The 1,073-nt window shown below is 42.2% G+C and carries 1 pseudogene; it reads left to right on the top strand.

Features of this window, described 5'->3' with window-relative positions:
* Window positions 1–1,073, top strand: a pseudogene (locus tag MKO96_RS29115) (DNA translocase FtsK); the annotation flags it as partial.

The following is a 1,073-nucleotide window of genomic DNA, read 5'->3' as shown; positions in this document are numbered from 1 at the left end:
AGAGCGAGAAGAAGTGGAAGTAATTGCGGAAACAGAAGAGTCAGAAGAAGTGGAAGTAATTGCGGAAACAGAAGAGCGAGAAGAAGTGGAAGTAATTGCGGAAGCAGAAGAGCGAGAAGAAGTGGAAGTAATTGCGGAAACAGAAGAGTCAGAAGAAGTGGAAGTAATTGCGGAAACAGAAGAGCTAAAAGAAGTGGAAGTAATTGTAGAAGCAGAAGAGCTAAAAGAAGTGGAAGTAATTGCAGAAGCGGAAGAGCTAAAAGAAGTGGAAGTAATTGCAGAAGCGGAACCTGTAGCGCTTGAGGAAACACAGCAAGAAATGCTTTTAAATGAAGCAATTGAACAGACGAATGAATTCATACATGTTGCTGAGGCTGATGAACAAACGAAGAAAGATGTTCAAAGCTTTGCAAATGTTTTAATTGCAGAAGAACAACAAGTTGTAGAAGAAGTACCGATTGTGGAAGAACAACAAGTTGTAGAAGAAGTACCGATTGTGGAAGAACAACAAGTTGTAGAAGAAGCACCGATTGTGGAAGAACAACAAGTTGTAGAAGAAGCACCGATTGTGGGAGAACAACAAGTTGTAGAAGAAGCACCGATTGCGGAAGAGCAGCCAGTTGTAGAAGAAGCACCGATTGTGGAAGAGCAGCCAGTTGTAGAAGAAGCACCGATTGCAGAAGAACAACGAGTTGTAGAAGAAGCACCGATTGCGGAAGAACAACGAGTTGTAGAAGAAGCGCCGATTGCAGAAGAACAACGAGTTGTAGAAGAAGCACCGATTGCAGAAGAGCAACCAATTGTACAAAAAGAAGAACCAAAACGTGAGAAAAAGCGTCATGTACCATTTAATGTTGTTATGTTGAAACAAGACAGAACGCGATTAATGGAAAGACATGCGGCTAGAGTAAATGCAATGCAACCTTCTATGAGCGAACGAGTAGAGAATAAGCCTGTACAACAAGTAGAAGAAGCACCAATGCAACAAGTGGCAGTGGAACCACAAGTGGAAGAGAAACCAATGCAGCAAGTAGTGGTGGAATCACGAGTAGAAGAGAAACCAATGCAGCAAG

Origin of the sequence: Bacillus sp. ES1-5 (assembly GCF_022487605.1) — a bacterium.
GTDB classification, from domain to species: Bacteria; Bacillota; Bacilli; order Bacillales; family Bacillaceae_G; genus Bacillus_A; species Bacillus_A wiedmannii.
This window is presented reverse-complemented; position numbering and strand designations above follow the sequence as displayed.